The sequence below is a fragment of the Mesorhizobium vachelliae genome, assembly GCF_033977325.1.
GTDB lineage: Bacteria > Pseudomonadota > Alphaproteobacteria > Rhizobiales > Rhizobiaceae > Mesorhizobium > Mesorhizobium vachelliae.
Genome location: NZ_JAVIIR010000002.1, coordinates 535526 through 560039, shown reverse-complemented (window position 1 = coordinate 560039; position 24514 = coordinate 535526). Strand labels below are relative to the sequence as shown.

The window sequence follows — 24514 nt, the reverse complement described above, 5'->3', positions numbered from 1 at the left end:
AAGATCGCGACGCGCTTTAGGCGCGGCGGCATTCTGATCACGCCGGCTCCACGGCCTTCGGTTTTTGCAGTCGTGCCAGTTCGTCATAAGGAATATGGCAGCGGATTGTGTGGCCCGGCTGGGCCTCGGTGAGTTCGGGCTCCTGCGTCTCGCAGATCGCGCCGATCTTGCGCGGGCAGCGCGTGTGGAAGACGCAGCCCGTCGGCGGGTTGGCGGCGCTCGGGATTTCGCCGTCGAGACGGATGCGCGAGCTCTCGGTCCGGTCGAGCTTCGGCACGGCCGACAGCAATGCCTCGGTGTAGGGATGGTGCGGGCCGGAGAACACCGCTTCCGATGGCCCGAACTCCATGATGCGGCCGAGATAGAGCACGGCGATCTTGTCGGAGAGATAGCGCACCACGCCGAGGTCGTGCGAGATGAAGATGTAGGAGACATCCTGCCTCGACTGCAGGTCGGCGAGAAGATTGAGGATCGCCGCCTGCACCGAGACGTCGAGCGCCGAGGTCGGCTCGTCGCACACCACGATGCGCGGATCGCCGGCAAAGGCGCGCGCGATCGCCACGCGCTGCTTCAGCCCGCCCGAAAGCTGGCGTGGCTTGACGGCGAGATGCCGGTCGGTGAGCCGCACCGAGCGGACCAGCTCCTCAAGCCTCGTGTCCAGTTTCTTGCCGGTGAGCCCGCCCAGCCGCTTCAGGGCGCGGCTGAGGATATGCCGGATCGAATGCGAGCGGTTGAGCGCGGAGTCCGGATTCTGGAAGACGATCTGCACCGCCTTGACCTGGTCTTCCGAGCGGCTGGCGAGCCGTGGCGCCAGCTTCTTGCCTTCGAGCTCGATCGAGCCGCCGTCGTCGGGCGGGACGAGGCCGAGCAGGAGCCTGGCGAAGGTCGTCTTGCCGCTGCCGGATTCGCCGACCAGCCCCAACGTCTCGCCGGGCCTCAGGCTCACCGAGACGTCCTTCACCGCCCGCAGCGGACGGCCGTGGCTGGCATAGGTCTTGTTCAGCCCGTCAACCTGCAGCACCGGCGGCGCCTGCTTCGGTGAGACGGCAGCGATCTCGGCGGGCGTGGCGCGCGGCAGCGATTGTGCCTTGTCGTGATAGTGGCAGCGCGACAGTCGGCCGCCGCCAACTTCGTAGAGCGGCGGCGGTTCGGCGCGGCAGCGTTCGGTGGCCAGAGCGCAGCGGTCGGCGAAGGCGCAGCCGATGATGTTGGCGCCGATGCCTGGCAGGAAGCCGGGGATGGTGTCGAGCCGGCCCTGGTCCTTGCGCTGCCCGCCGCGCGGCAGGCAGCGCAGCAGCGCCACCGTGTAGGGGTGGCGCGGATCGTTGAAGACGTCCTTGGTCGAGCCCTCTTCGACCAGCATGCCGGCATACAGCACGCCGACGCGGTCGCACATGTTGGAGACGACGGCGAGATTGTGGCTGATGAACAGAATCGAGGCCGACAGCTCGCGCCGCAACTGGCCGATCAGGTCGAGCACCTCGGCCTCGACCGTGGCGTCGAGGCCGGTGGTCGGCTCGTCGAGGATCAGCATCGAGGGGTCGTTGGCCAAAGCCATGGCGATCGCCACGCGCTGCTGCATGCCGCCGGAAAGCTGGTGCGGATAGCGCTGCATGACGCTAGCCGGATCGGAGATGCGCACGCGGTTCAGCATGGCGAGCGCCTTGTCTTCAGCCGCCTGTCCGGTGATGCCGGCCAGTTCGAAGATCTCGGTCAGCTGGCGGCCGATGCGCAGCGACGGGTTCAGCGCCTTGCCGGGATCCTGGTAGACCATGGACACGCTGTCGGCGCGAGCGCGCCTCAGCGCTTCCGCGTCGAGCTTCATGACGTCCTTGCCGTCGAGCGCGATCGAGCCGCCGGTGATCGAGCCGTTGCGCGGCAGGTAGCGCACCACCGACAGCGCCACGGTGGATTTGCCGCAGCCGGACTCGCCGACCAGCCCATAGGCCTCGCCGGCCTTGATGGTCAGGTTGACGTTGCGCAGCACCGCGCGGTTGCGGCGGCCGACGCGATAGGCGACTGATAGGTCCTTCAGCTCAAGTGCATTGGTTGCTTGGCTGGGGTCAGTCATTGAACGCTCCATGCACGCCGTCGGCCACCAAATTGACGCCGATCACCAGCGAGGCGATGGCCAGGGCATCGAACAGCACCGTCCACCAGAAGCCGCCGCCGATCATGCCGTAATTGGAGGAGATCGACAGGCCCCAGTCGGGCGAGGGCGGCTGTATGCCGAAGCCCATGAAGGAGAGGGTGGCGACGGCGAAGATGGCGTAGCCCAGCCGCACCGTCGTCTCGACCAGGATCGGCGGGATCACGTTGGGCAGGATCTCGACGAACATCGTGTGCAGCGCGCCCTCGTGGCGCAGCTTTGCCGCGGCCACATAGTCGAGCTCGCGTTCGGCCAGCACCGCCGAGCGCACCGTGCGCGCGATGATCGGCGCGAAGCTCAGGCCGATGACGACGATGACAGTGATCTTCGAGGTGCCCAGTGCGACGATGGCGAGCAGCGCGATGATCACCACGGGAATCGCCATGAAGGCTTCGAGCACCCGGCTGATGATGTCGTCGACGATGCCCCGGAAGTAACCGATCAGCAGTCCGAGCGCGGTGCCGGCGATGGTCGCAAGGATGGTGGCTAAAGGCGCCACGGTGAGGATGTCGCGCGAGCCGACGATGACGCGCGAGAACACGTCGCGACCGAGCTGGTCGGTGCCGAACCAATGATCGGCCGCCGGCGGCGTCAGCGCATCGATGATGTCGCTTGCCAGCGGATCGTAGGGAACGAAATGCTGGCCGAACAGGGCGCAGACGATCCAGAAGACGACAATCCCGAGCCCGGTGAGGAAAGTGCCGGACCTGGAGAGCGAATGCAGCACCTCTCCCCAGGGGCTGCGCTGTACGGTGTCCGGCGCGGGCGCCGGCAGCGTGGCGGGGGTGTCGGTCGCGCTCATTGCTCTGCTCCCAGCCGGATACGTGGATTGAGCACGGAATAGAGGAAGTCGGCGATCAAGGTCGCCACCGCATAGACGATGCCGATGGTAAGGATGCCGGCCTCCAGCATCGGAAAATCCTTGCCGCGCGCGGCGGTGAAGATCAGCGAGCCGATGCCCTGGTAGCGGAACAGCGTCTCGATCACGACCAGGCCGCCGATGAGATAGCCGGTCTGGGTGGCGATCACGGTGATGGTCGGCAAGAGCGCGTTGCGCAGCACATGGCGCCAGATCACCGTGCGCCACGGCAGGCCTTTCAGCACGGCGGTGCGCGTATAGTCGGAATCGAGCGCCTCGATCATGCCGGAGCGCGCCATGCGCGCGATATAGCCGAACAGCACCAGGAACAGCGGCAGCGAGGGCAGGATCAGGTAGTAGAGCTGGGTGAGGGCGCCGGCGCCCTTGGGCCAGGCGGCGGCGATCGGCAGCCAGCGCAGCCACACCCCGAAGATCAGGATCAGGATGATGCCGGTGACGAACTCGGGCAGCACCGTGACCGACAGGCCGCCGAGGCTGATGATGCGGTCGAGCGGCCGGTTGAAATTGAGCGCGGCGATCACGCCGCCAAGGATGCCGATCGGCACCACCAGCACGAAGGCGACCAACGCCAGCTTCATCGAATTGCCAAGCGCATCGATAACGAACGGTGCCACCGGCGCACGGAACACATAGGACGTGCCCATGTCGCCATGCAGGAAATTCCAGATCCAGCTTCCGTACTGCACGAGCAGCGGCCGGTCGACGCCCAGCGAATGGTTGAGCGCGTCGACCGCGCGCTGGTCGGCAAACGGCCCGAGAATGGCGCGCCCGACATTGCCGGGCAGCACCTGGCCGCCGAGGAAAACCATGACGCTGAGCAAAAACAGCGTGACGAGCGACAGTGCCAGGCGCCGGACGAGGAAAGCTAGAATGGCATCGTCTCCTTACGAAGGGTCTCTGCGCCCGGGCAGTCCGGACGCATCGGACAAATCAATAGTGGCAGGCGGATCGAAGGCTGTCACGGGCGGAAGGGTTCCCGCAAACCGCGATACCTGGACCAGCGTCGAATTGCACGTCGGCGATTGCGCCAGCCGCGACGTGCCGCGATCGGGCGTCAGCACATTCGGATTGCCGTGCTTTTCGAGGCCTTGCGGTTCGCCGGGCCTGGCCGGGTCGAACCAGGCGCCGGTCGGCAGTTGCACGACGCCGGGGATCAGGCTGTCGCTGAGCACGGCGCCGGCGAGGCATGATCCGCGATCGTTGAAGACCTTGACCACCGCGCCGTCCACGATGCCGCGTGCCGCCGCGTCCTCGCGATTGATCAGCAGCGGCGCGCGGCCCGAAACCTTGCCCGTTCGGCTGACCGACCCATGGTCGTACTGGCTGTGCAGCTTGTCGGCAGGCTGCGGCGACAACAGATGCAGCGGGAAATTCTCCGTCAGGCCGGCATTGCCCAGCCATTCGCGTGGCTCGCGCCACACCGCATGGCCGGGACAGTCGTCATAGCCGAAGGACTCGACCGTCGCCGAGAACAGCTCGATGCGTCCGGACGGTGTCGCCAGCGGGTTTCGCTCCGGATCGGCGCGGAAGGAGCCAAGGAAGGTCTGTGACGTCACCGAGCGGGCAAGCTCGGCATGGCCGTCATGCCAGAAGCGGTCGAATGGCGGCATCTCCACGCCGGCGACGCTGGCACTTTCCACCGCCTGGCCGTATAGGTGACGGATCCATTCGCCGGCGCCGCGCCCTTCGGTGAAGGCGTCGCTTGTGCCGAGCCGCGTTGCCAGATCGGCGAAGATGGCAAAATCGTCGCGCGCCTGCTGGAAAGGGTCGATCGCCTGCTTCATGGCGACGATGAGGTTTTCGCGGTTCGAGAAGGCGACATCGTTGCGCTCCAGCGCCGTCGTTACCGGCAGCACGATATCGGCATGACGCGCCGTTGCCGTCCAGAACTGCTCGTTGACGATCACCGTTTCGGGCCGCTGCCAGGCCTCGACCAGGCGGTTGAGGTCCTGGTGGTGATGGAACGGATTGCCGCCGGCCCAGTAGACCAGCCTGATGTCGGGATAGGTCAGCGCAGCGCCGTTGAAGTCGAATGATCCGCCTGGGTTGAGAAGCATGTCGGCCATGCGCGCGACCGGTATGAAATGCGCCACCGCATTCCTGCCCTGCGGCACCGAAGGCCAGCGGAATCCCATCTCGGGCCTGCCGGCGCCGTTGGTGGAAGAATAGCCGAAGCCGATGCCACCGCCCGGCAGTCCGATCTGGCCGAGCAGTGCGGCCAGCGTGATCGCCGCCCAATAGGGCTGCTCGCCATGGTCGGCGCGCTGCAGCGACCAGCTGACCATCAGCATGGTGCGGTTGGCGGCCATGTCGCGGGCGAGCGCATCGATCGTTGCCGCGTCGACGCCGCTGAGTTTCGCCGCCCAGGCCGAATCTTTCGGCTGGCCGTCGCTTTCGCCCATGACATAGGCGCGCACGATGTCGAAGCCGGTGCAGTAGCGCGCGAGGAAGGCCTCGTCGTGCAGTCCCTCGCGGATCAGCACATGGCAGAGCGCAAGCATCACGGCGGTGTCGCTGTTCGGCCGCAGCGACAGCCATTCGGTCTCGGCTCCGCGCGGCGCGTCGTCGCGCACCGGCGAGACGTTGATCAGCCGCGCACCATTGGACACGGCGTTTTGCAGAGCCGCCGATGCCTCGTGCCGCGCCGAGCCGCCGCCCTGCACCTGCGTGTTGCGCCACGGCAGCCCGCCAAAGGCGACGATCAGCTTGCTGTGCTGCTCGATCTCGTCCCACGTGGTGTGGTTGCCCGTCAGCGCGTCGGTGCTGCCCAGCACATGCGGCAGGATGATCTCGGCCGCGCCGTAGGAATAGCTCAGCACCGAGCCGGTATAACCGCCGATCGTGTTGAGGAAGCGGTGGACCTGGCCCTGCGCATGGTGGAAGCGCCCGGCGCTCGCCCATCCATACGAGCCCGCATAAATCGCGCTGTTTCCATGCGTCGAGCGGACTCGGTCGAGTTCGGCCGCGACGATGTCGAGCGCGGTTTCCCACGGCACCTCGATGAAAGGCTCGTCGCTTCGCCTTTGGACGGGACGCGACCTGTCTCCCTCCAGCCAGCTACGTCTGATCGATGGGCGGGCAACGCGCAACTCGCCCTGCACCGTGCCGAGCATCGACCGGCCGATTGGCGACGGGTCGGGATCGCCGCTCCACGGCTCGACGCCGACGAGCCGGCCATTCTCGGCGCGGACCTCGTACGTCCCCCAATGCATGGTTGTGAGCAGGGTTGCGGTTCCCATGCGACGCATCATCCCGCGGCGGCGAAGGCGGGCAGGGCGCATGGCGTCCTGTCCCGACCTCGCCGGCTAGCGCCAGCCCCTTTCGAGGCTGGCGATGCGGGACCTATGCTTGCCTCATGCTCAGCCTTTCGACGCCTTGTCGAGGAACAGCTGCGACATGGCGGTGGGCTGCACGCCGGCCACGCCTTTCGCCGTCGCTGTCAGATAGTCATAGAAATAGCCGAAGATCACGGGCGTTTCCTCGAGCAGCAGCTTCTGGATCTTGCCGGCGGTGGCCTTCTGCGCCTCGAGGTCGAGGGCGGCGATATAGCTTGTCGCCAGTTGATCGTAGTCCTTGTTCTTGAAATGCGCGGCATTCCAGGTGCCATCGCTCTTCAAGGGGGCGGCGAGATAGACATTGGGCACGCCGCGGTGGCCGTAGTCGGTGATGCCCATCGCCGAATCCAGCCAGTTCGACTTGCCGAACACGGCATCGCCGTAATAGGCGCTCTGGTCGAGGATGTTGAGCTCGAGCTCGATGCCGATCTCCTTGACCCAGTTCTGGATGAGCTGGGCGTATTCAGGGATTTCCAGGTAACGCTCGGTGGTGAGCGTCATCTTGAAGCCCTTGCCGGCGCCGGCCGCCTCCATCAGTTGCTTGGCCTGGGCGATGTCCTGCTTGCGCTGCGGCACGCTGGTGTCGGTCGAGGGGTAGACGGCGGCGAACGGGCTGTCATTGCCGAGCGCCGAACGTCCCTTCATGAGGCCGGCGGCCAGCTTCTCGCGGTCGAGGCAGAGCGCGATGGCGCGGCGCACGCGGGCGTCCTTCGTCGGGCCCTCGTCGCAATGCATGTGCAGCTGCTGATGCGCCGACGACTTCAGGCTGATGATGTCGACATTCGGGTCGTTGAGCACGGCGACGCCCGCCAGCACCGGCATCTGGTTGATGATGTCGATCTGGCCGCCCTGCAGCGCCAGGATCTGCGGCTGGATGTCGGTGAAGAAGGTGAATTCGGTGCGGTCCGGCAGGGCCTTTTCGCCCCAATAGTCGTCATTGCGCACGAAGGAGGCGCCGACCTTGGGAGTGTATTTCTCGATCTTGAACGGCCCGGTGCCGTCGAAGCTTTGTTCGTAGCCGCCCTTGTAGCTCGCCGGGATGATGACGGCGTTATAGTTGTCGGACGACAACATGTAGGGGAAGTTGCCGTTCGGCGCATCGAGGTGGAATTCGACGGTATAGTCGTCGACCTTCTTCGAAGCGCCCTTCTGCAGGATGCCGGTGAACACCGACAGCGCGTTGGACGAGTTGGCCGGATCGGCCAGCCGGTCGATGCTGGCCACCACGTCGTCGGCCTTCATCTCGCCGCCCGAGTGGAATTTCACGCCCTTGCGCAGCTTGAAGGTCCACACCGTGCCGTCGGTGTTCGGCGACCAGCTCTCGGCCAGCGCCGGCTTCAGCACGAGGTCCGGACCGTCGACGCAAAGGAACTCGGCGACCTGCTGCATGACCAAAAGGCCACCGGCGTCGGCGATGGTGACGGGATCGATCGCCGCGGCCGGCACGCTGCTGCCGACGCGGATGGTGGCGCCGGGCGCGCCGGCGCGCGCGAGCGAGGGCGCCGCGCCGAAGCCGGCGGCCATGCCGATGCGGCCGAGCAGCGGCAGCGACAGGCCGAGCAGGCTGCCGTGGCGCACGAATTCGCGGCGGCTGATGCGGCCGTCGATCAGGCCGTCGATGAGGTGGTTTTCGAGTGGCGTGCGGCCGCGGCGGAGAATATCGAGAAGGCGGTAGTTCTTCATGGGTCTAAGCCCTTTCCCCAGTTGTTGTGGTTGGCGAGTTCATTCAATTGCGAGGTCCGTGAAGTTCTCCTGTTCCCGGCTCTCGTCAGTATCGGTCGATGTACAGTAGCATGCGGTTCCGACCGGTCCATCCGCTCGTTAAGACGGAAAAGTCAGATTTTCTTGATGAATTGTCTGTCGGCCAGACGACCAGTGGCCGCCTTTTTCCCGATAAGTCCTGCTAGCTTTTCGACATCCTCCTAATTCAGCGGCAGTCTGCGGTAGGTCCCGGGCTTTTCCGGGTCGTGATATTTGTTGCAGGGGCCGTTTTCGACGAAGTCGCGATGGCAGGCGGCAAGCCTTTCCTGCGACAGCGTGACCCCCAGGCCATGGCCTTCGGGCACCGGCACGGTGTTGTTCTTCGGCTCGAACGGACCTTCCTCGATGATGTCCATCGGCTGCATGCGAAACAGCGACTGGTTGGGTTCCCTGATCCAGCCGAGCGCCGCGCACAGATGCAGGTAGCAGGCGCTGCCGATGCCGGTGTCGCCGCTGTAGCACCAGTAATCGATGCCGGCATGCTCGCAGGCGCCGACGAAGCGCAGCATGCGGTTGATGCCGCCATGCGCCGTTGGGTTGCCGACAAAGGCGTCCGGCACCTTCAGCTCCATGGCGCGCGCGATGTCGATGTTGTGGGTCGAGAACGGGATCGTTGTGTGACGACGCAGCTCGCGCATCTCCTCGATGGTTGCAACCGGATCTTCCCAATTGCGCACGCCGAACTCTTCCAGCGGCCGCGCCAACTGCCGGGCGGTTGCCAGCGAATAGGCCTGGTTGGAATCGATGCGGATCATCGCATCGTCGCCGAGCTTCCTGCGGATCAGCTCGACCATCTTCAGCGAAACTTTCGGATCATGTGTCGAGAACTTGCCCTCGAAGAAGGTCGTGCCGTGGCGCTCGTTGAGCTCGACGCAATAGTCGGCGACTTCTTCCGGTGTCTTCTCGCCCTTCACCTTGGCACCATCGCCGCGCAGCGAGAAATAGTCGGTGAAGGGAATGTCCTTGCGCACCGCGCCGCCGAGCAACTGATAGAGCGGCTGCTTCCAGGCTCTGCCGCGCAGGTCCCACAGCGCCATCTCGATGGCGCCGAAGGCCATGATGCGGGTGCGGTCGTTGATCGACTGCACGCCGCTCCAGAAGGGCAGGCAGACTTCCTCCGCGCCGGCGATGTCGAAGGCGTCGCGGCCAGCGAGCCTTGGCGCCAGAATATCGTTGATGACAGCGGCAGCGCCCGGCGTCGGCGCCTCGCCGAGGCCGATAAGCCCGTCCTCGGTCTCGACCTCGACGATCGTCGGCGAGAAGCCGTCCAATTCGCCGAAGACCCAGACGTAAGGCGCTTCCAGCCGGTAGTTGATCGGTGTCGCCTTGACGCGCCTGATTTTCATATCAACCGATCTCGAAGAAGGGTTGGCCCAGCAGGCCCGGATCCACATCGATACCCAGGCCGGGGCCGTCGGGAACGCCCATGTGGCTGCCGGTCACCGGTGGCGCATTCCTGGCCGTGCGCACCGTCACCCATTCGTGGAAGGCAATCGCATGCAGCCGGCGCTCCGCCGGCGTCGACAGCGACAGATGCGCCATGGCGGCGGTGTCGATCTCGGCGCCGCCCGTGTCCTCGACCGTGATCATGAAGCCGAGATCCACGGCCACGTCGCGGATCAGCCTTGTCTGCGTCACGCCGCCCAGCCGCGAGATCTTCAGCGTCAGCCCGTCGGCAGCACCTCGGCGATAGATTTCCAGCATCTCGCCGAGCGAGGTGACGGATTCGTCCAGCACCATCGGCTTGTCGAGCATGCGGCGCACCGACATGTTCTCATCGAGCGTCGTGCATGGCTGCTCGAATGTGTAGTCGATGCCGCGCGTCGCGTCGGCGAACTGCCGCGCCTGGTAGGGCGTCCAGCCGGCATTGGCGTCACAGAAGATCACCGTGCCTTTCGGCACCGCGGCGGCCACCGTCGTCACCCGCTCGATATCGTCATGCACGTTGCCGCCGACCTTGACCTGCAGGCGGCGGCAGCCTTCGGCAATGATCCGCTTGGCCAAAGCCGCCATCTGATCGAGCGTGCCGTGGGTGACGACCCGGTAGGTCTCCGCCATATCGCTCTCACGGCCGCCGAGCATGGTCACCAGCGGCACATCGGCGGCGCGGGCCGCGAGATCCCAGCACGCCATGTCGAGCGCCGACTTGATATAGGGATGGCCCTTGAACACCGTGTCCATCAGCCGGCCGATGCCGGCAAACCCGCGCGGATCCTGGCCGATGAGATGCGGCGCGATCTCAGGGACACCGGCGCGCGCTCCAGCCGGAAACGCGGCCGAGTAGAAATTGCCGAGCGGCGCCATCTCGCCCCAGCCGGTCACGCCGTTGTCGGACGCGATGGCGACGATCACCGCGTCGAAACAGTCGGCGACGCGCCCCTTGGACATGCGGTAGGGCCCGTCCACGAAGGGTTGCACGACATGATAGGCCTTGATGCTTTTGATCTTCACGTTTGCAGCCGTCCGTTTGTCTGTCAGTTCTTCGACGCGCGCTTTTCGAGGCCGCGCGCATAGGCAAGAAGCTCTTCGAAGTCGAGGTCGATATGCTCGCGCGCATGGCGCTGGGCGGCGCGCATGTCGGAGCCTTTGAGCAGCGCCACATAGGTCTCGTGCACGTCCTCGGCCGGAACCGGCTCGTTGCGCGCCCGCTGATGCAGCGCGAAATACATCTGCAGCCGACTGGTCAGCCGCTGCCAGGTTTCAAGCAGCACCGCATTGTCGGCCCATTCGTAGACCAGCCCATGCAGTTGCAGGGCGGTTTCGATCTGGCGCGTGGTGTCGACGGCGCGTGTCGCCTGCTTCACCGCCTCGTGGCGGCGGTCCAACTCGTCGAAGAAACGTTGATTCCGCTGTGGCCATGCGAGTTCGATGGCGAACTCGTCGAGCACCTTGTTGAGCGAATAGGCGTCGATGATGTCCTTGGCGGCGACGTCGACGACGAAGGTCCCGGCATAGGGGATGCTGGTTAGGATGCCTTCCTGCACCAACTCGCGCATCGCCTCGCGCAACGGCGCGCGGCTCACCCGCATCTGTTCGGAAATCCTGAGCTCGTTGAGTTTCTGCCCTGGCTCCAGCTGTCCGGTCAGGATGGCGCGCCGCAGCAGGGCGACGATCTCCGCCCTGCGCGTCGTATCCGCGATCGGACTGAAATCCAGCTTTGCCATAGGTCGACTCCCGAGAGGAATTTCTGCAAGACAAGCAGATTGTCGACAATCTAACAAGAGCCGATTTCCACGAACTCCGGATTTTGAACCGGCAGCTTCAAGCCGCTCGTCCGTAGAAGCCGATCCGCTCCTCGTCGGTGAACATCACGCCGGGGCGTTCGTAGTAGGAGAACACTGCGATCATGCGTTCGCGGTTGCCCTCGACGGTCGTGACGCGGTGCGCGGTGTTCTTCCCGCGGAAGACGTTCAGCGTGCCGGCTTTGATGCGCAGGATCCTTGCCTTGGGATCTCGCCCTTCGAGCAGCTTCGCCACGCCGTCATAGTTCGGGTCGTCGTCCGAGCGCAGGTCGGTGCGGTATTCGAAGTCGCCGCCGCGCTCCGGGGCCTGCAGCAATAGCGTCGTGGTGAATTCCGAGCGGTCGAAATGCCAGTTCAGCGCTTCGCCGGCGCGGTAGCCCATGACATTGGCGCGGGCCAGCGGATCCTGCATGACATGGAGTTGCGGCTTGTCCATCGTCACCGCCAGGAACCGCACCAGCGGCGCGTATTCGTAGATCGACAAAACGGTGCTGCCCGGAATCTGGTCGGCGCAGACCGTATGGCTGATCGTCTCGACCTTGCGCAGCGCCGGATGGTCGGGCGAAAGCTCCGGGATCGACGGCTTGAAGTAGATGTTGTGCATGCGTTTGTGGACATGCGAGCGCGTGTCCATCACCGGCCGGATCTCGGCGACGGCCTTTTCGGCGACGCCGGGGCGCAGGAAGCCTTCCAGGTTGAACATGCCGTTTGTCGCGAGCGCGGCCTTGGACTCGTCCACCAGGCGCTGCCATTCGGGGCTGCCTTCGCGGTTCAGCGGGTAGCGGTCCAGGTCGAGAATGTTTTCGATCATAGCGTCCTCCGAAAATCTGTGCCTACTACACGACAAGGAAATCTTTGCCGCAATGCAGAAAATTGTTAGGCTCTCACAAGAAAATCTTTTGAGGACAGATGTGGAAAAGCTTCCGCCATTGAATGCGGTGCGGGCTTTCGAGGTCGCGGCCCGCGCCGGCAGCTTCACGCTGGCGGCCACCGAGCTCGGTGTGTCGTCGGCCGCGGTCAGCCAGCAGATCCGCAATCTGGAGGACTGGTTCGGCAAGCGGCTCTTCGTGCGCAACGGCAACCGCATCACGTTGACCGATGCCGGCCACGCCATCTACCCGCAGACGGCGCATGCATTGGGTGAGATCGCGGCAGTCGGCCGGCGCATGCTGGAGGGCGGCTTGCGCACGCGCCTTGTGGTCAGTGTGCCGTTCTCCTTAGCCGAGCTCTGGATGGCGCCGCGATTGGCGGTGCTGCTTGAAAGCTTTCCGCAAATGGCGATCGATGTCCGCGTGGAGGACGATCCCGTCGACGTCGTGCGCCAGAACATCGACCTGCGCATCTCCTATGGAGACTACCACTATCCGGCGCTGAAAATGGTCCGACTCGTTCATGACGATGTGCTGCCGGTCGCATCGCCCGAGTTCTGGCAGCGCCACGGCGCTACCGATCTGGCGGATATGCATGAGAGCCACTTCATCCACACCAATTGGGGGCCGAATTATGCCTCGCATCCGAGCTGGGCGGACTGGTTCGCCGCCGCCGGCGGCAGCCGCGCGCCGGACCCCTCGCATGGCCGCCGCGTCGGCTTGTCCAGCCTGGCGATCGGCGCCGCACGGTTGGGACTGGGGATAGCGCTCGGCCAGAGAGTGATGGCGAATGCCGATCTTGAGGCAGGCCGATTGATCGCCCTGTCATCCGTCGCTGTTCGCCTCGGCCAGCCCTATTGCGCCTTCATGTTGCCGGCCAAGGCTGAACGTTCGGATATCGCCGGATTGGTCGCGCTGCTTGCGAGCAATCCCCGCGAAGCCACGCACGGCGCAGGCATCGGGAACTGACTGAACCCACATAACAAAACGGCGCCCTCGACGTGGGTGTCGAGGGCGCCGTCGGACCGGAAGCTGATGGGGGTTATCAGCCGGCCGGTTTCGGTTGCGGCAAGGGAGAAACCGGCATTCCGGGTCCGATCTTCTGCAGATTGCCCGTGATCACCTGGTCGGTCTCGGAGATGCCGGAGGTCACGGAAATCAGGTCGCCGTCGGAGGGCCCAAGCGATACCAGCTTCTGGTCGACGGTGTTGCCCTTGCCGATGACATAGAGGTACTTGCCGAGCTGGCTGGAACCCAGCGCCACTTGCGGCACCATCAGCGTGTTGGGCTGCTCCTTCACATGCAGCCGCACGCGCACATACTGTCCGGGCAGCAGCGTGAACTTGGCGTTGCCGATCGTGGCGCGCGCCGTGATGGTGCCGGTCGAATGGTCGATCGTGTTGTCGATGAAGGTGAGCTCGCCCTTCTGGCTGGGCTGGGTCTCGCCGGGCAAGAGCACGTCGACGGCGATCGGGCCGTTGGCCTTTGCCTGCTCGATCTGCACGAGATCGCTCTCGCTCGGATTGAAGGTCACATAGATCGGGTCGAGTTGCACCAGCGTGTTGAGCACCGTGCCGGCGACGCTGACCAGCGTGCCGACCGAAGCCTGGTTGCGGCCGATGCGCCCCGAGAACGGCGCCTTGATCTCGGCATAGCCGAGGTTGAGTTCGGCCGTCCGCACCGTTGCCTGGTCGACGGCAAGGGCGGCCTCGGCCGTGCGCAGATTGCTGGTGCGCTGGTCGAAGCTGTCCTTGGCGAGGTAGCCGGCCTTGGCGAGGTCGGTGCCGCGGCCGAGATTGGACTTCGCATAGTCGAGTGTCGCGGTATCGCGTTGCACCTGCGCCTTCGCCTGGTCGAGCGCGGCCTGATAGTCCTCGGGCGCGATGCGGTAGAGCATGTCGCCCTGCTTGACGTCGCTGCCGTCGGCTGCTGTCTGCTCCTGCAGATAGCCCGGCACGCGAGCCTGCAGTGTGATGCTGCGGATCGACTCCACCCGCGCCGCGTAGTCGAGATAGATCGGCAGCGTCTTTTTCACGACATTCACCACCGGCACCGGCATGACGAAGGCCGCCGGCGCGGGTGCGGCGCCCGCCGTGCTGCTGTGCAGGCCGAAATTGCCCATGTCGAGCAGATGCACACTGGCCACCGAGATCGCGCCCAGCGCGACGGCCGTTCCCAAAGCGATTTTCCATCTACGCATTTTAATCTCCAATCCTATTCCGCCGCCTGGGCCAGCGGCTGAAGCGCCGGCTCGGCGGACGGTTCAATTTCTTCCAACTGAGGGGCGTCATGGGGCCCTTTGGCTGTTTCCTTGCCGCCGCGGCGTTCGCGCAACTGCTCGATCACCGCGTAGAAGACCGGCACGAAGACCAGCGACAGGATGGTCGCCGCCACCATGCCGCCGAAGACGGTGGTGCCAATCGATTGCCGGCTGGCCGCACCTGCGCCCGTCGCGAACATCAGCGGCAGCACGCCGAGGATGAAGGCGAAGGCGGTCATCAGGATCGGCCGCAGCCTCAGCCTCGCGGCTTCCATCGACGCTTCGACGATGGTCAGGCCTTCCTCGCGCCGGCGTCTGGCGAACTCGACGATCAGGATCGCGTTCTTCGCCGCCAGGCCGATCAGCATGACGAAGCCGATCTGCGAGTAGACGTCGATCTGCATGCCGCGCAGCAGGAGCACCACGAAGGCGCCGAACAAGGCGAGCGGCACGGCGAGCAGCACCATGAAGGGCATTGCCCAGCTTTCATACTGCGCCGCCAGGATCAGGAAGACGAAGACGATCGCCAGCCCGAAGACCACAGACGCGATCGATCCGGCCTTGAGTTCCTGGAAGGTGATGCCGGTCCATTCGTAGCCGAAATCGCGAGGCAGCACATTCGCCGCCGCCCGCTCCATGGCCGCCACCGCCTGTCCGGACGAGAAGCCGGGGGCGGCGCCGCCATTGATGAGGGCCGAGGCGTTGTTGTTGTAATGCGGCACGGTCTCCGGTCCGACGATCGGCACAAGCTTGCCCAGCGTGCTCAGCGGCACCATGCCGCCCGACGCGTTGCGCACGTAGAGCCGCGAGATATCGGTCGCGTTGGCGCGCGCGTCCTTGTCTGCCTGGATGGTCACGCGGAAGGTGCGGCCGAACAGGTTGAAGTCGTTGACGTAGAGCGAGCCGAGATAGATCTGCAGCGTGTTGAAGACGTCCGGCAGGTTGAGGCCGAGCAGCTTCGCCTTGCTGCGGTCGAGATCGTAGTTGAACTGCGGCGTCGAGGTCGAGAAGGACGAGAACAGCTGTTGCGGGTTGAGCTCCGGCTGCTTACGCGCCTCGGCGATCAGCGCCTGCGTGACGTCGTTGAGCGCAGCACTGCCGCGGCCGGAGAGGTCCTCGACCTGGAACTCGAAGCCACCGGTGGTGCCGATGCCCGGGATCGAAGGCGGATCGAAGGAAAGCGCGAACGCATCCGGCATTTGCAGGAGCTTGCCGCGCACCTGCTCGACCAGTTTCGAGGCGCTCTGGTCGGGCCCGCGCTCGTCCCAGGGCTTCAAGATGGCGAACTCGACCGCCGAGTTCGACTGCGCGGCGCTGGTGAGGAAGTTCAGGCCGCTGATCGAGCCGACGATGTCGACGCCAGGCGTGTTCTGCAGGATATCGCGCGCCTTCTGCGCCACCGCGTCGGTGCGTTCGAGAGAAGCGCCGTCCGGCAGCTGGATGACGACGAAGAAATAGCCCTGGTCTTCCACGGGGAGGAAGGTCGAAGGCAATTTCTGCCAGACGAAATAGGTGGCCACGAGACCGGCAGCGAACAGGCCGAGCATGATCCAGCGCAGCTTGATCAGGATGCGCACGCCATGCGCATAGGCATGCGACAACCAGTCGAAGCCCGCGTTGAACCAGCGGAACAGCACGAACTGGGTTTCGCCGCGATGGCGCAGGAAGGCAGCGCTCAGCGCGGGCGAGAGCGTCAGTGAGTTGAAGGCCGAGATGCCGACGGAGATCGCCACGGTCAGCGCGAACTGGTTATAGAGCCGGCCGGAGACGCCCGGGATGAAGGCGACGGGAATGAACACCGCCATCAGCACCGCTGTGGTGGCGATGATCGGTCCCGTCACCTCGGCCATCGCCGCGCGCGTCGCGGCCAGCGGCTTGAGCCCGGCCTCCAGCTGTCGTTCGACATTTTCAACGACGACGATCGCGTCGTCGACGACGAGGCCGATCGCCAGCACCATGCCGAGCAGCGACAGCATGTTGAGCGAGAAGCCCAGCATATACATGATCGCCAGCGTAGCGATCAGCGAGACCGGAATGGCGATAGTCGGGATGATGGTGGTGCGCCAGCTTTGCAGGAAGACGAACACCACCGCCACGACCAGCACCAGCGCCTCGCCGAGCGTGATCAGCACGTCATGCATCGAGGCCGACACGAAGCGCGTCGTGTCGTAATGCATGGCATAGCTGACGCCCTTCGGGAAGCGCTGCGACAGCTCCTGCATCTTGTCCTTGACCCGCTGCTGCAGGTCGAGGGCGTTGGAGCCGGGCATCTGGTAGACGGCCAGAACCACGGTCGGGTCCTTGCCGAAGAAGGCGGATGACGAGTATTGCAGCGCGCCGAGCTCGATACGGGCAACGTCGCGCAGCCGCACCAGCGAGCCGTTCTGCGAATTGGCGCGCACGACGATGTCGCCGAATTCCTTCGGGTCGCTCAAGCGGCCGACCGCATTGACCTGCATCTCGAAAGCGGTGCCTGCCGGCGCCGGCGACTGGCCGATCTTGCCGGCCGCCACCTGCACGTTCTGCTCGGAAATGGCGTTCTGCACGTCGACCGCGGTTATGCCGAGATTGGCCAGTTTGTCCGGGTCGAGCCACACGCGCATCGAGTAGCGGCGCTCACCGAAGATCTGCACGTCGCCGACGCCGGGCAGGCGCTTCAGCGGATCGACCACCTGCAGATAGGCGAGGTTGCTCAGCGCCACGGGATCGATCGAGCCGTCCGGCGAGGTGAGGTCGACGATCAGCACGAAATTGGGGTTCTGCTTCTTGATCGTCACGCCGCCCTGGTTGACGATGGCGGGTAGGGAGGATGCCGCTTGGCTGACGCGATTCTGCACGTCGACGGCCGCCGTGCTCAGCGGATAGCCGACGTCGAAGGTGATGGTGATGGTGGACGAGCCGTCATTCGAGCTCGTCGACGACATGTAGGTCATGCCTTGCACGCCGTTGATCTGCTGCTCGAGCGGCGTCGTGACCGTATCGGCCACGACCTGCGCGCTGGCGCCCGGATAATGCGCGCTGACCACGACTTGCGGCGGCGTGATGTCGGGGAACTGCGAGACCGGCAGAAGGAAATAGGCGATCGCGCCGGCGAGCACCATGATGATGGCGATCGCCGAGGCGAAGATCGGGCGATGGATGAAGAAGTTTACCATGATGCGGACGCCTCGCCGAACGGTTTTGCGAAATGGCGCAGGCGCCGGGCCCGGCCGGAGCCGGAATCCTGCAGGAAGGATGGCAGGATATCGTCCGGCGCCTGTTCCGCTGCGCGCTGGCGCAGCATCCGTTCGAAGGCTTTGGGATCGATCCCGTCCGCCTTCATCACCAGCCGGATCATCGGATCCCGGATGGCTTCGTCGATCGTCAGGTCTTTGCGCTTTTGCATAGGAGTGGCTCCTTGCTCGGCCCGCATCACATGATCACGGACCGCTTTTTTCTCTTTTTTCACCGGCCGAAGCCGCATGACAGGCAGGTTTTCTGGCCTATCTCACTCTGGCAGGGCTATCGGAGGGCCTTGTCGTTTGACGGCGAGTGATATAGGTGTTACCAGTAAGTAACATGCTGGAAGTTACAGACCGGTAACACCCTAGTCAAGAGGTGGCGACGGTTTTTTTGGAAACGACGAAAGGAGATCATCATGACTGACGGCGTCGCGGAGCGTTCCCGCCCCAGGGATCGAATCCTGGAGACGGCGCAGGACATGTTCCACAAGCACGGCATCAAGGGCGTTGGCGTCGACGCCATCACCGAGGCTGCTGGCACGAACAAGATGACGCTTTACCGTCATTTCGAGTCGAAGGACGAGCTGATCGTCGAGTGCCTGCGCGCCACGGCGGCAAAGGGCGCCGCGGTGTGGGACGAATTCGAGGCTCAGCATCCCGGCGACAAGCTGGCGCAGCTCCATGCCTGGGTTCGCAAAGTCGCCGACATGCTCGTTTCCGACAGCCGTGGCTGCGACATGGCCAATGCCGCGGTCGAGCTGACGGAAACGGATCATCCGGCCAGGCGCGTGATCAAGGAGCTCAAGCAGGCCCAGCGCGACCGCCTCGTCGCCCTGTGCCGGGACGCCGGTATCGGGCAGGCCGAGCTTCTGGCCGACACGCTGTCGCTGTTGTTCGAGGGCGCGCGCGTCAGCGTGCAGACCGTGGGCAGCGAGGGCCCGAGCGCGCAATTCGTGCGCATGGCCGAGAGCCTGATCGCCTCGTTCCGGGCGCGCTGAATCGGACTCCCCCTTGTCCGGCCGCTTCGCGGCCACCTTCTCCCCAAGGGAGAAGAGATAGCGCCGCGCTGACTTCCTCTCCCCTCGGGGAGAGGTCGGATTGCCCGAATTGCTCTTGCAATTCGACTTGGCAATCCGGGTGAGGGGGCTGGCGCACCTCAGCTTACCGCTGATCGGGCAAAGAAAAAGCCCGCTGCCGGGAGGAGGAGGCAGCGGGCTTCGATTTCGAATACGGCACGGGAGGAGGTGTACCGCATTCACCGTCGGTGTCTGGGAGGAGGAAGACATCCGACACCTCGATAAATACGAGCTGCCCAACGATTCGGCAATTGCCAAGCGTGCATAGCTGCTGTGCAGAATTGCAGGATCAATCGTCAGACAAATCCACGAAACACACGCTGGCCTGCTACTGCACCGGCACGTTTTCCTTGAAGATCAGCCGCGGCTCGATGAACTTCTTGGTCAGGTAGGGTGCCGATGACGCGATCGAGCCGAGCAGGCGGATAACCGATTGCTCGGCGATCAGCCGCGCATTTTGGTCGATGACGACGTCCGCGAGATCGTCGACCAGATAGCGCCGCGTTTCCTTGGTCAGGTCGTGGCAGATGAACACCGGCTTCCTGCGCGGCTTGGCTTCCAGCAACGCCTTGGCGACGCCCGAGCGTCCGGCGCCGACGCAGTAGATGCCAAGCAGCTCCGGTTCGTCGTGCAGCGCCTTGATCGTAGCGCGGTAGCTGGCGTCCGGTTCGTCGTTGATCTCGACGGCGCTGGAGACGGTGAGATTGGGAAATTCTTCGCTCAGCACCGAGCGGAAGCCCATCTCGCGCTCCTCGTGGCCGCGATAGGAGCGCGAGCCGACCACCATCGCCAGATGTCCGGTGCGGCCGCCGAGGAAGCGGCCCATCAGCAGCGCCGCGGTGCGGCCAGCTACGCGATTGTCGATGCCGACATAGGCCGAGCGGGGCGCTGCCGGCACATCCGAGATCAGCGTGACCAGCCTGATCCCGGCATCGAACAGCTCGCGCAGGATGTTACGCGTGCGCGGATGGTCGACGGCGATCACGCCGACGCCATTGGCTCTGAGCGACAGATTCTCCACCGCTCCCTGCAGCGCGCCCGGCGAAATGCCGGCAAGGTTGTGGATGCGGCAGGACGCGACCAGCGGCAGGCGCGCCGCATAGTCTTCGATGTGGTGGGCGAGGTCGGCCATGAAGGCGTTGGACCCGATCGGCAGGAAGAATTCGAGATGCGCCGGCTTAGAGGGCAGCACGACCTGGTCGAGCGTCGGCAGATAGCCGAGCTGCTTGGCTGCCTCCATGACCCGCTGCCGGTTGGCCGCGCTTGCCCCCGGCCGGTTGTTGAGCACCCGGTCGACGGTAGCGGTCGATAGGCCGCAGCTCTTGGCGATGTCGGCTACGGTGGCTTTCATGGGTCCAGTCATAGGGGCTGATGCAATCCTGTGCCAGCGGCAGGCATGAAACGGCGCTCCGCCGCCGATGCGATCTGCCGATCAGCAATCAGCCATGCTGATGCCGGCCGTCGGTAATCGCGTCGCGGATTTCCTTGTCCGACATGCCGGTGATGACGCGCTCGACCTCGGCGACCGTTGTCCTCTTCGGATCGATGTCGTCGGCCACCACCTTGCCCCGGCGCATCACCACGATGCGGTCGACCACCTGGAAGACGTGGTGGATGTTATGCGCGATGAAGATGCAGGAATGGCCGGAATCGCGGGCGCTGCGCACGAAGCTCAAGACCCCTTGCGTCTCGGCTACGCCGAGATTGTTGGTCGGCTCGTCGAGGATGATGAGATCGCTGTCGAAATGCATGGCGCGCGCGATCGCCACCGCTTGGCGCTCGCCGCCCGACAGCGAGCCGATCGGCGTCGTCGGCGGGATGTTCTTGGTGATGCCGACTTGCCTGAGCAGGTCGCGCGCCACCGCGTTCATTGCCTCCTGGTCCATGCGGTTGAGGAAGCGCGGCGCCTTGATCGGCTCGCGCCCGAGGAACAGGTTGCGCGCGATCGACAGCTGCGTGACCAACGCCGAGTCCTGGTAGATGGTCTCGATGCCATGCGCGATGGCGTCGCTGGTGTTGCGTAGCGTCACCTTCTTGCCTCGGATGAAGATGTCGCCGCTGGTCAGCGGCACGGCGCCCGACAGCACTTTGATCAGCGTCGACTTGCCGGCGCCGTTGTCGCCGAGCAGCCCGACGATCTCCTTTTCATTGACATGGAAATTGGCGTCCACCAGCGCCTGCACGCGCCCGTAGGACTTGCGGATGTTTTCCATGCGGATGAGCGGTTCGGCCATCGTCTTAAGTCCCTGCCTGGTGACGGCGCTCGAGCCAGGAATGCAGCGCCATCATGCCGAGGATGATCGCGCCGATGAAGATGTTGTAGGCAAGTCCCGGCACGCCGATCAGCACGATGCCGTTGCGCATCACGCGCAGGATCAGGATGCCGAGCACCGTGCCGATGATGGTGCCGCGCCCGCCGGTCAGCGCCGTGCCGCCGATCACCACCATGGCGATGACCTCGAGCTCGTAGCCGGTGCCGCTGTTGGGATTGGCCGCGGATGTGCGCAGCGACGAGATCACGCCGGCGAGCGAGGCCATCACCGCCGAGAGGATGAACAGGCCGACCTTGACGCGGTTGACGTTGACGCCGCGCGCGCGGGCCGCGTTCGGATTGCCGCCCGCCGCCTGGATCCAGTTGCCGGTCCGGCTCTGCGTCAGCACATAGCCGAGGATGATCGCAGCGCCTATGAACCAGAACAGCGAGGCATAGATGCGGAACGGTCCGAGATAGAAGTCGCCGACCAGGATGTTCGCAAGCCAGCTGCCTTCGGCGCTCCAGGTGCGCTGCGGGAAACCATCGGTAACGAACAATGCCGTGCCGCGTACGACCAAAAGCATGCCGAGCGTCACCAGGAAGGACGGGATCTTGAGCTGGGTGACGAACCAGCCATTCACCAGCCCGATCAGCGCCGCAACGATCAGCGCGATCAGCAGGCCAATCCCCAGCGAGGTGACGCCGCTGTTGTAGAGCGTCCACATCAGCACCGGCGAGAAGCCGAACAGCGAGCCGACGGAAAGGTCGAATTCGCCCGATGTCATCAAAAGCGTCATCGCCAGCGCGATCAGGCCAAGCTCGACGGTGAAGGCCAGGATGTTGGAGATGTTCTGTGGCGACAGGAAATCGGGATTGATGCCCCAGAATACGACCAACTCGATGACGAGCAGGACGAGGGGGCCGAATTCCGATCTGCCGATCAGGCGCTGGATGAAGGAACGATTTTCCACGAGATACCCGCGATACGATTGGACTGGCCGGGCCTTCGCCTCGACTGGCGGCAAGCTCCGACGACTGTAACATCCAGCGCCGCGCCTAAGGTGGAAAGCGCGGCGCTGGTGAACGCGCGGGACTTATTTGCCGGACAGGATCTTGTCGTAGACGCCGGCGGTGTCCTTCTCATAGAGCGCGCCGGTGATGACATTGAAGCCCGGAGGGATACCGCTGGCGGCCATGTTGGCCAGTGAAAGCGCCACATAGCTGGTCGCCTGCGGGTCCTGCCACTGCGCGGCATTGACATAGCCGTTCAGCACTTCCTGCGTGGTGTCGAGCGAGTTGCCCCAGCCGACCACCGGGATCTCGCCCGGCTTGACGCCGACCTGGTCGAACACGCGCTTGATCGAGCCGGTGACGAGGTCGCCGAGGCCGATGATTGCCTTCACCTTGCCTTTGTGCGCGGTGAGATAGTCGGACATGCGGCTGATCACTTCGGCCTGGTCGAGCGTCGCCTCGGTGATCTCATAGGTGATGCCGGCCGGCCCGAACACGCTCTTGATGCCTTCCTCTTCCTGCACGCCGTAGGTGGCGCCGGGCACCTCGACCGGCATCCAGACGAAGTCGCCCTTCTTCACCAGGCCCTTGTCGACCAGGTATTGCGCCCAGTGCTTGCCGAAGGTGACGTTGTCGCCGCCGACATAGGCGTTGAAGTTGGCCTTTGGATCGGGCGTGTTGAAGTTGATGATCGGGATGTTGGCCGCGCGGGCTTCTTTGGCGATGTCAACCAAGCTGCCCGGATCGGGGCTGGTGGTGACGATGCCGTCGGCCTTGGCGGCGATGGCGGCGCGGACAGCCTCCTGCTGCGAGGCCACATCGCCATTGTGGAAGGACGTGTTGACCTTGTTGCCGGTGTCGCTCGCCCATTGCTTGGCGCCGGCCAGGAAGTAGGTCCAGACCGGATCGGCCGGGCCGCCATGCGAAATCCAGTAGAATGTCTTGGCTTGGGCCATCGCCGGTATGGCGATGACCGCGATCAAGCCAAGCACAAGCAGTCTTAGCCGCGAAAGCATTCGATTTCCTCCCATGTTGAAAATTCTCCCTCCAGATCAAGCGCAATGCGGCCCTCGGACCGCATCTCCTGCCAGCGCCGACCGGAACGTCTAGAGCATTCTCTTTTTCGGGCGGTGGCAAGCCTCCATCGCCAATGGATGTTGGCACAGGCGCGCACGCCATCAGCAATCCCATCAGATTGCATCAGCTGCGGCGATATTTTCCCGGGCAACCTGCACGTCGCCCATCACATTGCCTGGGCGGGCTTTCTAAACGCTACTCGTGGTTCGGCGCTAAAGGAGATTGGCCTTGGCCAGGTCGCGCATGAGGTGGCTGGCGCCGTAGGTCCAGTGCGGACAGTCCGGCGACAGGCGCACGCGGTTGGTGAGCGCGCCGAGTTTTTCGGACGAGATGGTGACGATGTCGCCGACCTTGTGCGTAAAACCCTTGCCCTTCTCGCCGCGATCCTTCGAGGGCACGAACATGGTGCCGAGATAGAGCGCCAGGCCGTCCGGATACTGGTGGTGCGGCCCCATCGCCGCCTTGACCAGCTCTTCCGGCGAGCGGCTGATTTCCGCCATCGAGCTTGCGCCCTCCAGCGAGAAGCCATCCTCGCCCTCGACGCTGAGCCGTACCGTGGCGCGCTTGACGTCAGCGATGGAAAAAGTCTCGTCGAACAGCCGGATGAACGGGCCGAGGGAGGCGGAAGCGTTGTTGTCCTTGGCCTTGCCGAGCAACAGCGCCGAGCGGCCCTCGACGTCGCGCAGGTTGACGTCGTTGCCGAGGGCAGCGCCGACGATCCGGCCCGAGCTGTCGGCGATCACGGCGATCTCCGGCTCCGGATTGTTCCAGGTTGAAACGGGGTGCAGCCCGACATCGGCGCCGAAGCCGACCGAGGCCATGGGCTGGCATTTGGTGAAGATCTCGGCATCCGGGCCGATGCCCACTTCCAGATATTGCGACCAGGCGCCGCGCGAGATCAGCTTGGCCTTGATCTCCATCGCTTCCGGCGAGCCGGGCTTGAGCTTCGACAGGTCATGGCCGATCAGTCCGGCGATGTCGGCGCGGATGGCATCCGCCTTTTCGGCTGAGCCGCGCGCCTGCTCCTCGATGACGCGCTCGAGCAGGCTGACGACGAAGGTGACGCCGGAGGCCTTCACTGCCTGCAGGTCGATCGGCGAAAGCAGGATGGGCTTCCCGGCGTCATGCTTGGCCTCGAAGCTGTTCGCCGCGATGTCGGCGAGTGAACCGATCGCCTTGCCCTTGGCCGAGCGCACATGACCGGCCGGATCCTTCAGCTCGCACACATCGCGCACCGTGGGCGCCGCGCTTGACGTGATGTCGACGACCTGGCCATCCCGCACCGTCACCACCAGCGGATGGGAGGCGGCGCTGGTCTTGGCGCGGCCGACGAAAAGTCCGTCGGCGGGCAGGCGGGTCGGATCGGTCATGGTGATGTT

19 protein-coding genes are annotated in these 24514 nt (G+C 64.7%); 2 read left to right on the top strand and 17 right to left on the bottom strand.

Translation table 11 applies throughout. From position 1 onward, the window contains the following. Positions 1–37 precede the first annotated feature (37 nt). From RFM41_RS06265 to RFM41_RS06225, 9 genes are all read right to left on the bottom strand, one after another. Positions 38–2071, bottom strand: a complete 2034-nt coding sequence (locus RFM41_RS06265) for an ABC transporter ATP-binding protein (protein ID WP_320246309.1) — start codon at positions 2069–2071, stop codon at positions 38–40. Beyond that, positions 2064–2951, bottom strand: coding sequence for an ABC transporter permease (locus RFM41_RS06260; protein WP_320246310.1), 888 nt, complete (start codon positions 2949–2951; stop codon positions 2064–2066). The genes RFM41_RS06265 and RFM41_RS06260 overlap by 8 nt, the downstream gene beginning before the upstream one ends. Beyond that, complete coding sequence (locus RFM41_RS06255) at positions 2948–3901, bottom strand: ABC transporter permease (RefSeq protein ID WP_320246934.1); 954 nt, start codon at positions 3899–3901, stop codon at positions 2948–2950. Before RFM41_RS06255 ends, RFM41_RS06260 begins: the two co-directional genes overlap by 4 nt. Positions 3902–3913: 12 nt before the next feature. After that, on the bottom strand, positions 3914–6268 hold the full coding sequence (locus RFM41_RS06250) for a molybdopterin guanine dinucleotide-containing S/N-oxide reductase (RefSeq protein ID WP_320246311.1): 2355 nt from the start codon (positions 6266–6268) through the stop codon (positions 3914–3916). Positions 6269–6388: 120 nt separating this feature from the next. Continuing rightward, entirely contained in the window at positions 6389–8047 is a 1659-nt protein-coding gene (locus RFM41_RS06245; RefSeq protein WP_320246312.1) for an ABC transporter substrate-binding protein, read from the bottom strand. A gap of 239 nt (positions 8048–8286) precedes the next feature. Next, positions 8287–9471 carry a mandelate racemase/muconate lactonizing enzyme family protein gene (locus RFM41_RS06240; protein WP_320246313.1) on the bottom strand — a complete coding sequence of 395 codons (1185 nt, stop codon included), beginning with the start codon at positions 9469–9471 and terminating at the stop codon, positions 8287–8289. A gap of 1 nt (position 9472) precedes the next feature. Then, positions 9473–10576, bottom strand: coding sequence for a mandelate racemase/muconate lactonizing enzyme family protein (locus RFM41_RS06235; protein ID WP_320246314.1), 1104 nt, complete (start codon positions 10574–10576; stop codon positions 9473–9475). Positions 10577–10599: 23 nt separating this feature from the next. Next, on the bottom strand, positions 10600–11289 hold the full coding sequence (locus RFM41_RS06230; protein ID WP_320246315.1) for a GntR family transcriptional regulator: 690 nt from the start codon (positions 11287–11289) through the stop codon (positions 10600–10602). A gap of 97 nt (positions 11290–11386) precedes the next feature. Further along, positions 11387–12178 carry a HalD/BesD family halogenase gene (locus tag RFM41_RS06225; protein WP_320246316.1) on the bottom strand — a complete coding sequence of 264 codons (792 nt, stop codon included), beginning with the start codon at positions 12176–12178 and terminating at the stop codon, positions 11387–11389. A gap of 100 nt (positions 12179–12278) precedes the next feature. On the opposite strand from RFM41_RS06225, the gene RFM41_RS06220 reads away from it, so the two are divergent. After that, the gene (locus RFM41_RS06220) at positions 12279–13205 is read left to right on the top strand and encodes a LysR substrate-binding domain-containing protein (protein ID WP_320246317.1); all 927 of its coding nucleotides are present in this window, start codon (positions 12279–12281) and stop codon (positions 13203–13205) included. A gap of 76 nt (positions 13206–13281) precedes the next feature. On the opposite strand, the gene RFM41_RS06215 is transcribed toward RFM41_RS06220, so the two are convergent. From RFM41_RS06215 to RFM41_RS06205, 3 genes are read right to left on the bottom strand one after another with little or no spacing between them, the layout of a single operon-like run. After that, positions 13282–14436 (bottom strand): efflux RND transporter periplasmic adaptor subunit, encoded by a 1155-nt coding sequence (locus RFM41_RS06215; protein WP_320246318.1) that lies wholly within the window; start codon positions 14434–14436, stop codon positions 13282–13284. A gap of 14 nt (positions 14437–14450) precedes the next feature. Then, positions 14451–17651, bottom strand: a complete 3201-nt coding sequence (locus tag RFM41_RS06210) for an efflux RND transporter permease subunit (RefSeq protein ID WP_320246319.1) — start codon at positions 17649–17651, stop codon at positions 14451–14453. Then, positions 17645–17944: a hypothetical protein gene (locus tag RFM41_RS06205; RefSeq protein WP_430691500.1), complete on the bottom strand. Its 300-nt coding sequence runs from the start codon at positions 17942–17944 to the stop codon at positions 17645–17647. The genes RFM41_RS06210 and RFM41_RS06205 overlap by 7 nt, the downstream gene beginning before the upstream one ends. A 189-nt stretch (positions 17945–18133) precedes the next feature. On the opposite strand from RFM41_RS06205, the gene RFM41_RS06200 reads away from it, so the two are divergent. Beyond that, positions 18134–18715 carry a TetR/AcrR family transcriptional regulator gene (locus RFM41_RS06200; RefSeq protein ID WP_320246320.1) on the top strand — a complete coding sequence of 194 codons (582 nt, stop codon included), beginning with the start codon at positions 18134–18136 and terminating at the stop codon, positions 18713–18715. A 406-nt stretch (positions 18716–19121) separates the two neighbouring features. On the opposite strand, the gene RFM41_RS06195 is transcribed toward RFM41_RS06200, so the two are convergent. From RFM41_RS06195 to RFM41_RS06175, 5 genes are all read right to left on the bottom strand, one after another. After that, positions 19122–20144, bottom strand: coding sequence for a LacI family DNA-binding transcriptional regulator (locus RFM41_RS06195; protein ID WP_320246321.1), 1023 nt, complete (start codon positions 20142–20144; stop codon positions 19122–19124). An 88-nt stretch (positions 20145–20232) separates the two neighbouring features. Continuing rightward, positions 20233–21027 (bottom strand): ATP-binding cassette domain-containing protein, encoded by a 795-nt coding sequence (locus tag RFM41_RS06190; RefSeq protein ID WP_320246322.1) that lies wholly within the window; start codon positions 21025–21027, stop codon positions 20233–20235. A gap of 4 nt (positions 21028–21031) precedes the next feature. Then, positions 21032–22018: an ABC transporter permease gene (locus tag RFM41_RS06185; protein ID WP_320246323.1), complete on the bottom strand. Its 987-nt coding sequence runs from the start codon at positions 22016–22018 to the stop codon at positions 21032–21034. Between the two features lie 123 nt (positions 22019–22141). Further along, positions 22142–23074: a substrate-binding domain-containing protein gene (locus RFM41_RS06180; RefSeq protein ID WP_320246324.1), complete on the bottom strand. Its 933-nt coding sequence runs from the start codon at positions 23072–23074 to the stop codon at positions 22142–22144. Positions 23075–23347: 273 nt separating this feature from the next. Beyond that, positions 23348–24505, bottom strand: a complete 1158-nt coding sequence (locus RFM41_RS06175) for a fumarylacetoacetate hydrolase family protein (RefSeq protein ID WP_320246325.1) — start codon at positions 24503–24505, stop codon at positions 23348–23350. Between the last annotated feature and the right edge of the window lie 9 nt (positions 24506–24514).

Coding starts and splice junctions, on each gene's coding strand:
- RFM41_RS06265 (WP_320246309.1), bottom strand. CDS start 2,071: ATGACTGACCCCAGCCAAGCAACCAATGCACTTGAGCTGAAGGACCTA.
- RFM41_RS06260 (WP_320246310.1), bottom strand. CDS start 2,951: ATGAGCGCGACCGACACCCCCGCCACGCTGCCGGCGCCCGCGCCGGAC.
- RFM41_RS06250 (WP_320246311.1), bottom strand. CDS start 6,268: ATGGGAACCGCAACCCTGCTCACAACCATGCATTGGGGGACGTACGAG.
- RFM41_RS06245 (WP_320246312.1), bottom strand. CDS start 8,047: ATGAAGAACTACCGCCTTCTCGATATTCTCCGCCGCGGCCGCACGCCA.
- RFM41_RS06240 (WP_320246313.1), bottom strand. CDS start 9,471: ATGAAAATCAGGCGCGTCAAGGCGACACCGATCAACTACCGGCTGGAA.
- RFM41_RS06230 (WP_320246315.1), bottom strand. CDS start 11,289: ATGGCAAAGCTGGATTTCAGTCCGATCGCGGATACGACGCGCAGGGCG.
- RFM41_RS06225 (WP_320246316.1), bottom strand. CDS start 12,178: ATGATCGAAAACATTCTCGACCTGGACCGCTACCCGCTGAACCGCGAA.
- RFM41_RS06215 (WP_320246318.1), bottom strand. CDS start 14,436: ATGCGTAGATGGAAAATCGCTTTGGGAACGGCCGTCGCGCTGGGCGCG.
- RFM41_RS06210 (WP_320246319.1), bottom strand. CDS start 17,651: ATGGTAAACTTCTTCATCCATCGCCCGATCTTCGCCTCGGCGATCGCC.
- RFM41_RS06200 (WP_320246320.1), top strand. CDS start 18,134: ATGACTGACGGCGTCGCGGAGCGTTCCCGCCCCAGGGATCGAATCCTG.
- RFM41_RS06195 (WP_320246321.1), bottom strand. CDS start 20,144: ATGAAAGCCACCGTAGCCGACATCGCCAAGAGCTGCGGCCTATCGACC.
- RFM41_RS06190 (WP_320246322.1), bottom strand. CDS start 21,027: ATGGCCGAACCGCTCATCCGCATGGAAAACATCCGCAAGTCCTACGGG.
- RFM41_RS06180 (WP_320246324.1), bottom strand. CDS start 23,074: ATGCTTTCGCGGCTAAGACTGCTTGTGCTTGGCTTGATCGCGGTCATC.
- RFM41_RS06175 (WP_320246325.1), bottom strand. CDS start 24,505: ATGACCGATCCGACCCGCCTGCCCGCCGACGGACTTTTCGTCGGCCGC.